Source organism: Nonomuraea sp. NPDC051298 (assembly GCF_055586305.1).
The window spans coordinates 302,714-309,606 of sequence record NZ_JBVJIM010000013.1 but is presented as its reverse complement, the minus strand read 5'-3'; the positions used below and the strand labels follow the sequence as shown (position 1 = coordinate 309,606).

The 6,893-nt window shown below is 71.2% G+C and carries 5 protein-coding genes; 4 read left to right on the top strand and 1 reads right to left on the bottom strand.

The window, feature by feature from the left end; genetic code table 11:
* The first annotated feature begins 446 nt into the window (after positions 1-446).
* The 4 genes from ACZ6S0_RS33025 (at position 447) to ACZ6S0_RS33010 (ending at position 5,041) form a co-directional block, all read left to right on the top strand.
* On the top strand, positions 447-965 hold the full coding sequence (locus ACZ6S0_RS33025) for a hypothetical protein (protein ID WP_465923220.1): 519 nt from the start codon (positions 447-449) through the stop codon (positions 963-965).
* A 104-nt stretch (positions 966-1,069) separates the two neighbouring features.
* A complete protein-coding gene (locus ACZ6S0_RS33020; protein ID WP_465923219.1) occupies positions 1,070-1,984 on the top strand; it encodes an SDR family NAD(P)-dependent oxidoreductase in 915 nt (304 codons plus the stop codon).
* Between the two features lie 227 nt (positions 1,985-2,211).
* Positions 2,212-3,318 (top strand): FAD-dependent oxidoreductase, encoded by a 1,107-nt coding sequence (locus ACZ6S0_RS33015; RefSeq protein ID WP_465923218.1) that lies wholly within the window; start codon positions 2,212-2,214, stop codon positions 3,316-3,318.
* Positions 3,319-3,421: 103 nt separating this feature from the next.
* Entirely contained in the window at positions 3,422-5,041 is a 1,620-nt protein-coding gene (locus ACZ6S0_RS33010) for a thiamine pyrophosphate-binding protein (protein ID WP_465923217.1), read from the top strand.
* Positions 5,042-5,081: 40 nt separating this feature from the next.
* On the opposite strand, the gene ACZ6S0_RS33005 is transcribed toward ACZ6S0_RS33010, so the two are convergent.
* A complete protein-coding gene (locus ACZ6S0_RS33005; protein WP_465923216.1) occupies positions 5,082-6,875 on the bottom strand; it encodes an APC family permease in 1,794 nt (597 codons plus the stop codon).
* Between the last annotated feature and the right edge of the window lie 18 nt (positions 6,876-6,893).

Genomic DNA, 6,893 nt, shown 5'->3' with positions numbered 1-6,893 from the left:
GGTCAGGCGCTGAATTCTGGCTGGTCTGGAATGTCCGGTTGACGGAGGCCCTAGCTCTGGCCCACGAACTTCAAGTTCGTCGACTGGCGCCAGGTGAGCAGGGCACTCGACCTGGGCTGACGTAGGAGGCCGACCGTGCGGCGACGTGGCCGCGGGGTCGCGCCTCGCGGCTCACGACGTCCGGTGCTTTCCGTATCCGGCTCTGTAGTGGATCTGTAGTCGCCGTCCCTAGCCTGGGGCGCGACGAGAACGATCTCCCATGCCGGAAAGGACGAGCGACGATGACATCGGGCTTCACCGCGTGGATCGTGGTCACGGTCCCGCCCACCTGACGCCCCACCGCCTCCGTACGTGAAGATCGCCCCACAGCCGCGAACTTTCCGTCGGCGTACGCCATCACAGAAAGGGGCGTAAATCACGCCCATCTGAGAAACGGAGTGACGGGAATGAAGATGACTCGGCTGGCGGCGGGACTGGTGGTCACCGGAGCGGCACTCGCGATCGCGAGCCCGGCGGGCGCCGCGTCCGCCGCACAGGTCCAGGTGGCGGCCGCCACCGCGCCGGGCACCTTCGGTCCCCTCGGCTACGGCGGCGTCAAGCTGGGGATGACCGCCAAGCAGGCCAAGGCCACCGGCAAGCTCGTGCTCAAGTGGAACGACTACTGCTCCGCCTGGGACTACAAGGCCCACCCGAACCCCAAGAACGAGGTGAGCCTCTACCTCTCCAAGAAGCGCGGCGTCGCCGTCATCTTCGCCCCCGACCGGGTGCGCACCCCCGCGGGCATCGGCGTCGGCTCGACCCTCGGCCAGGTCAAGAGGGCGTACCCGGGCGTCAAGAGCCAGGTGAGCGGTTACTACGCCACCGTGCCCGGCAACCGCGACGCGTACTACTACTTCGGCGTCAACCGCCAGGGCAAGGTGGTGGAGCTGGCCCTCGGCCTCAAGACCCAGGACTGCGTGAACTGACCGCCCCTGCCATAGCCGACGGTTATGGGCACAGGTATTGGACCCTGAGAACGCCCGCGCCCGACCATGATGATCGATCCCATCACACCGAGCGGAGAGACTTCATGAGCGAACAGCCGCGGCCGTCGAGACGGGCGATCCTCACGACCGGCGCCACGGGCGCGATGGCGCTGGCAGCCGGGGGCGTGGCCGGCGCCGCGCCCGTTCTGGCGAACACGCAGAACCCGCCCGCCCCCTCCGAAGGCAGGGCCGACCCGCGCGGGCGCTTCGCCGGCAAGGTGGTCCTCATCACCGGGGCGACGTCGGGCATCGGGCAGGCCACCGCGTACGAGATGGCCCGGCAGGGCGCGCGGGTGTTCTTCTGCGGGCGGCGCGAGGAACTCGGGAGGCGTCACGAGCGGGAGATCAGGGGGTTCGGCGGGGACGCCGTGTACCTGCGGGCCGACGTGACGAAGGAGGGCGACGTACGGGCGCTGGTGGAGGCGTGCGTACGCCGCCATGGGCGCATCGACATCGCCTTCAACAACGCGGGCATCGAGAGCCCGCGGGCCGCGCCGCTCCACGAGCAGACGCTCGACGACTTCGAGCAGGTCTGGCGGACGAACGCGGCCGGGGTGTTCCTGTCCATGAAGTACGAGATTCCGCACATGCTCCGCCAAGGCGCCGGGATCATCGTCAACACCGCGTCCATCTCGGCCGAGGTCGGTTTCGCCACGATCTCTCCGTACAACGCGAGCAAGCACGCGGTGGCGTCGCTCACCAAGGTGGCCGCGCTGGAGTACGCCGACCGGAACATCCGCGTCAACGCCCTGGCCCCTGGCGCGGTGGACACTCCGATGCTGGAGCGGGCGGCCAGGGCCTTCGGGGTGACGTACGAGCAGATCGCGCAGGACTATCCGATCAAGCGGATCGTCCGGCCGCAGGAGATGGCCCGCGTGGTGATGTGGCTGGCCTCCGACGACGCGACCGCCGTGGTGGGCACGGACATCGACGCGTCGGGCGGCTTCCTGACCGGCTGAGCCGAACGGGCCGCTGAGCCGAACGGGCCGCTGAGCCGAACGGACCGTCGTGCGGCCGCGGGCGTCCATGCAGACCGTGCCCGTGACCGCGCCCGCCACGGAAACATCCACCATCAAAAGGGTCAAGGTGCCGGATCTGGCGCATGGGCCACGCGTGGCCCCGGGTACGCGTAGGGGTGGCCACCGTGCCGGTGGCGCATCGGAGCGCACCGATGGGGGGATGGACCATGGCTCACGGCCGCGTGCGCACAGTGACCGACCTGCCGACGCCCGACTTCGCCTTCGACCCCGACGCGCCGGGCGCGTGCCTGGCGGGGGTGAGGCCGTATCGCCAGGGCTCCTACCGGCTCGACACCGAACGCCCGTCCGGCAAGTTCGTCGTGCACAACTACGGGCACGGCGGCGCCGGCATCAGTATGAGCTGGGGCTGCGCGGCCAGGGTGAAGGACCTCGTCCGGACGTTCCTGGCCGGCTCGCCCCAGACGGAGGCCGCGGTGTTGGGCGCGGGCGTCATGGGGCTCACGGCCGCCACGCGGCTGCTCGACCTCGGGCTCAGGGTCACGATCTACGCCGACCGCCTGCCGCGCGACACCACGTCGTGGCGGGCCGGGGGCCAGTGGGCGGTCTCCATCATGGAGTTCGCCGGCAAGGAGCAGGAGCTCAAGGGCATCGTCAAGACGGCCTACACGACGTTCAAGCAGAGCATCGGCAACGGCTACGGCGTCTCCGAGGTGCCCAACTACAGCATCAGCCGCACCCCGGGCCTGGACACGGTCATGGAGCTGGTGCCCGGCCTGCTGCCGCCCCGCGAGGACCTTCCCGGGCTGCCGTTCCAGAACCACCACGATCAGCCGGGCCACAAGTACCAGACGCTGCTCGTCGAGCCGCCGATCTTCCTCGCCCGGCTGGAGCACGACCTGAGGGCGCGCGGCGTCACGTTCGTGACGCGCCGGTTCGCCGACAAGGCCGACGTGCTCACGCTGGCCCAGCAGATCATCGTCAACTGCACCGGGCTCGGCGCGAAGACCCTGTGGAACGACTCCAACCTGCTGGCCATCAAGGGACAGCTCGCGATGTTGCGACCACAGCCCAACCTGCACTACCTCTACGGCCGCAACGGCTACCTGTTCCCGCGCGCGGACCACGTCGTCATCGGCGGCACCACCGAGATGGGCGTCGATGACGAGGTCCCATCGAAGACCGTGTGCACCGGCCTGGTGCGGCACATCGCCGCCGCGTTCGGCGAGGCCGCGCGCGTGCCGCTGCCGAGGTTCCACATCGATCACCCGGACAACGAGCGGCTGGTCGACCCGCGGCTGTCCCTCTCCGACTGACCGAGTTCCGACTGACCGAGTTCCGACTGACCGAGTTCCGACTCACCGTTTCCGACCGACCGACCGGCCCCGCCGCGTGGCGGGGCGGCACTGGAGCGTCACCGTGCCCTTCACCGTCGCCGACTACGTGCTCGAACGGCTGAGCCAGCAGGGCGTCGACACGCTCTTCGGCGTGCCGGCGGCCTTCTGCGCGCCGCTGTTCGACGCCGTCGGCAGCCACAGCATCAAGGCGGTCGTGACCGCGGCCGATCTGGAAGCCGGGTACGCCGCGGACGGCTACGCGCGCACGAAGGGCCTCGGCGCGGTCGCGGTCGCCAACGGCGTGGGCATGCTGAGCATGGTCAACGCCATCGCCGGAGCCTTCGTCGAGCGCAGCCCGGTGGTGGTGCTCAACGGCGGCCCGAACGCCGCCAACCTGGCCAACCTGAAGGACTTCGACGTCCTGTTCTCGCACTCGACCGGCCGGCCGGACGGGGATCTGGCGGCGTACCAGCTCGTCACCGCGAGCGCGGCCCGCGCCGGGCGAGCCGCCGACGTGCCCGCGCTGGTCGACAACGCGATCTCCACCGCGATCAGGCGCAAGCGCCCGGTCTACGTCGAGATCAACCGGGACATCTGGACGGCGACCTGCCCGGCCCCGACCGGGGCGCTGCCCGTCAGCAATCCGGCGGCGGGCACCGAGCAGCAGCTCGCCGCCACGATCGTCGGGCTCGTACGGGCGGCGTCGGCGCCGCTGGTTCTCGTGGGCACCGAGATCCAGCGGTACGGGCTGGCTGACAAGGTGGCCGACCTGATCGCCAAGCTCGGCGTCCGCTGGTCGGCCCAGTTGCTCGCCAAGTCGGTACTGCCCGAGCAGGGCAACGGCTGGGTCGGCGTCTTCGCGCCGCCGAACTCCCTGCCCTCCGCCGCCGGCGCGGTCGCGAACGCGGACCTGATCCTCATGCTCGGCTGCGTGTTCCCGAGCGGCTACGCCACGCTCGTGAGCGGCGGCGTCAACCGGATCGTCACCGCGTACGACGGCAAGGTGAAGATCAAGAACGCCGCCAAGCAGAACGCGGAGCTGGGCGCGCTCGTGACCGCGATGGTCACCGAGGCCGCCAGGCAGGCGCCCACGCCGGTGCCCGCCGCCGTGGACCCCGCGGCGCCCGCCGCGACCGGCCCGCTGACCTACCGTCAGGTGTTCGACCGCATCGGCGCCGCGCTGGACGCCTCGTGGCTCGTGGTCCCCGACACCTTCCTCGGTGTCGCCTCGGCGGCGAACCTGCCGGTCAAGGGCCGTGACGCGTTCCTGTGCAGCGCCGTGTGGGCCTCCATCGGGCACTCCGTGGCCGCCGCGGTCGGCGCGTCGTTCGGGTCGAGCCGCCGTCCGCTGGTCGTCTGCGGCGACGGCGGCTTCCACATGACCGCGCAGGCGCTCTCCACGATGGTCCGGTACGGGCGCAACCCGGTCGTCGTCGTCATCGACAACGGGATCTACGGCTTCGAGCAGTTCCTCATCGACTCCGGGTACTTCGGCAACGCCGGCGCGCAGCCGAAGCCGTACGTGGTGCTGAACCGGTGGGACTTCGTCGCCTTCGCGACGGGCCTGGGCGTGCCGTTCGCCCGGTCCGTGGACACGGCGGCGGCCTTCGACCAGGCGCTCGCCGCCGCGAAGGCGTCCAACACCCCGGGGCTGATCGTCGCGCGGGTCGATCCGCACGGCCTGCCCGCGGAACTCTCCTGACGGACGCGCTCACGGGACACGGGCTTTGGGGACGGCGGGCTTATCGGACGCGGAAGCGCATCCGGCACACCACCGCGTCCGTACGGCGGCGCAGCGCCCTGGCCAGCACGGCGCCGCGCTGGTTCTGCAGCAGGCGCTGCCAGGCGTGCTCGGGCTCGACCTCGGCGATCAGCACGAACACGTGCGGCTCGGGCACCTGGGCCAGGTACGTGAGCAACGGCTCGTCCAGCCGCCGGTGCGCGTCGAAGAGCTGGACCAGCTCCACCTCGGGCGCCCACCGCTCCCAGTCGCCGACGAAGGCCCTGGCCTGCTGCTCGTCCTCGGGGTGGGTGACGTTCACGGCCACCACCCGGTCGCCCAGCGACAGCGCCGCGGACAGGACGTCCCTGGTCAGCCGCGTCACCGCGTGCACCGGCACCACCACCAGGGAGCGGCGCGGGCGGGGCGGCTCAGGGGTCCTGCCCAGCTCCAGTCGCGCCCCGATGCGCGCGTAGGAGCGGTTGACCCATTCCATGCCCGCGACCAGCAACGGCAGCGCCACCACGATCAGCCAGCCGCCCTCGCCGAACTTCGACAGCGTGACCACGATCGCGGCCACGAACGTCAGCAGCGCGCCGAACCCGTTCAGCGCCGCCCGCCATCTCCACCCGGCGGGGCGGCTCCCCACCCAGTGCCGAACCATGCCGGCCTGCGACAGCGTGAACCCGACGAACACCCCGATCGCGAACAGCGGGACCAGCAGGTTCATCTCGCCCCTGGCCACGACGAGCAGCAGGGCGCTGGTGACGGCCAGGAAGCCGATGCCGTAGCGGTGCACCTGCCGGTCGGCGCGCAGGGCGAAGAAGTGCGGCAGGTTGTTGTCGCGGGCCAGCAGTTGCGCCAGCACCGGCAGGCCGCCGAAGGAGGTGTTGGCGGCCAGCGCCAGCAGCACCACGGTGGCGAACTGGACGAGGTAGAACAGCGGCCCGTCCCCCAGCGACGCCCGGGTGACCTGCGCGAGGACCGTCACGCCGTCCGCCGGGGCGATGGCGAACTTCTCGATGAGCGCGGCGATGCCCAGCAGCATCACGGCCAGCAGCCCGCCCAGCGCCACCTCCGCCCGCTGCGCCCGGCGCACGCGGGGCCGCCTGAACGACGGGACCGCGTTCGCGATGGCCTCCACGCCGGTCAGGGAGGCGCAGCCGTTCGCGAACGCCTTCAGCAGCAACAGCACGCCCACCGTCTGCAGGCTCGCCGCCTGGTGCGTGACGTCCACGGCGGGCCCGCCGCGCAGCAGCCCGGCCACGATGACGAGCAGGATCGCGCCCACGTACACCGCGGTCGGGACGACGAACGCGCGGGCGCTGTGCGCGATCCCGCGCAGGTTGACCGCCGTGACCAGGGCCAGCACCGCCAGGCACAACCACACCGTGTACGGCAGCAGCTCAGGGAAGGCGGAGGTGAGCGCGGCGACCCCGGCGGCCACCGAGACGGCGACGTTGAGCACGTAGTCGATGACCAGCGAGGCCCCGGCCACCAGACCGGCCCGCCGTCCGAGGTAGGTCTTGGCCACCCCGTAGGCGCCGCCGCCCTCGGGGAAGGCCGCGATGACCTGCCGGTAGGAGAGGGTCAGCACGGCCAGCAGGGCCGCGATCGTGAGCGTGACCGGGATGGTGAACCCGAGCCCCGCGCCACCGGCCAGGGCCAGGACCAGGACGATCGCCTCGGGCCCGTACGCCACCGACGCCATGGCGTCCAGCGACAGCGCGGAGAGCCCGCCGACGACGGACAGCCGGTGCCGCTCACCGGTATCGGCGGGCTCCTTGGCGGTGGCGCGTTCCTTGACAACGGACATTACGGAATACTCCTAAAG

Bases quoted from the DNA above. Each gene is read 5' to 3' on its own strand.
- ACZ6S0_RS33025 (WP_465923220.1), top strand. From the start codon at position 447: ATGAAGATGACTCGGCTGGCGGCGGGACTGGTGGTCACCGGAGCGGCA.
- ACZ6S0_RS33020 (WP_465923219.1), top strand. From the start codon at position 1,070: ATGAGCGAACAGCCGCGGCCGTCGAGACGGGCGATCCTCACGACCGGC.
- ACZ6S0_RS33015 (WP_465923218.1), top strand. From the start codon at position 2,212: ATGGCTCACGGCCGCGTGCGCACAGTGACCGACCTGCCGACGCCCGAC.
- ACZ6S0_RS33005 (WP_465923216.1), bottom strand. From the start codon at position 6,875: ATGTCCGTTGTCAAGGAACGCGCCACCGCCAAGGAGCCCGCCGATACC.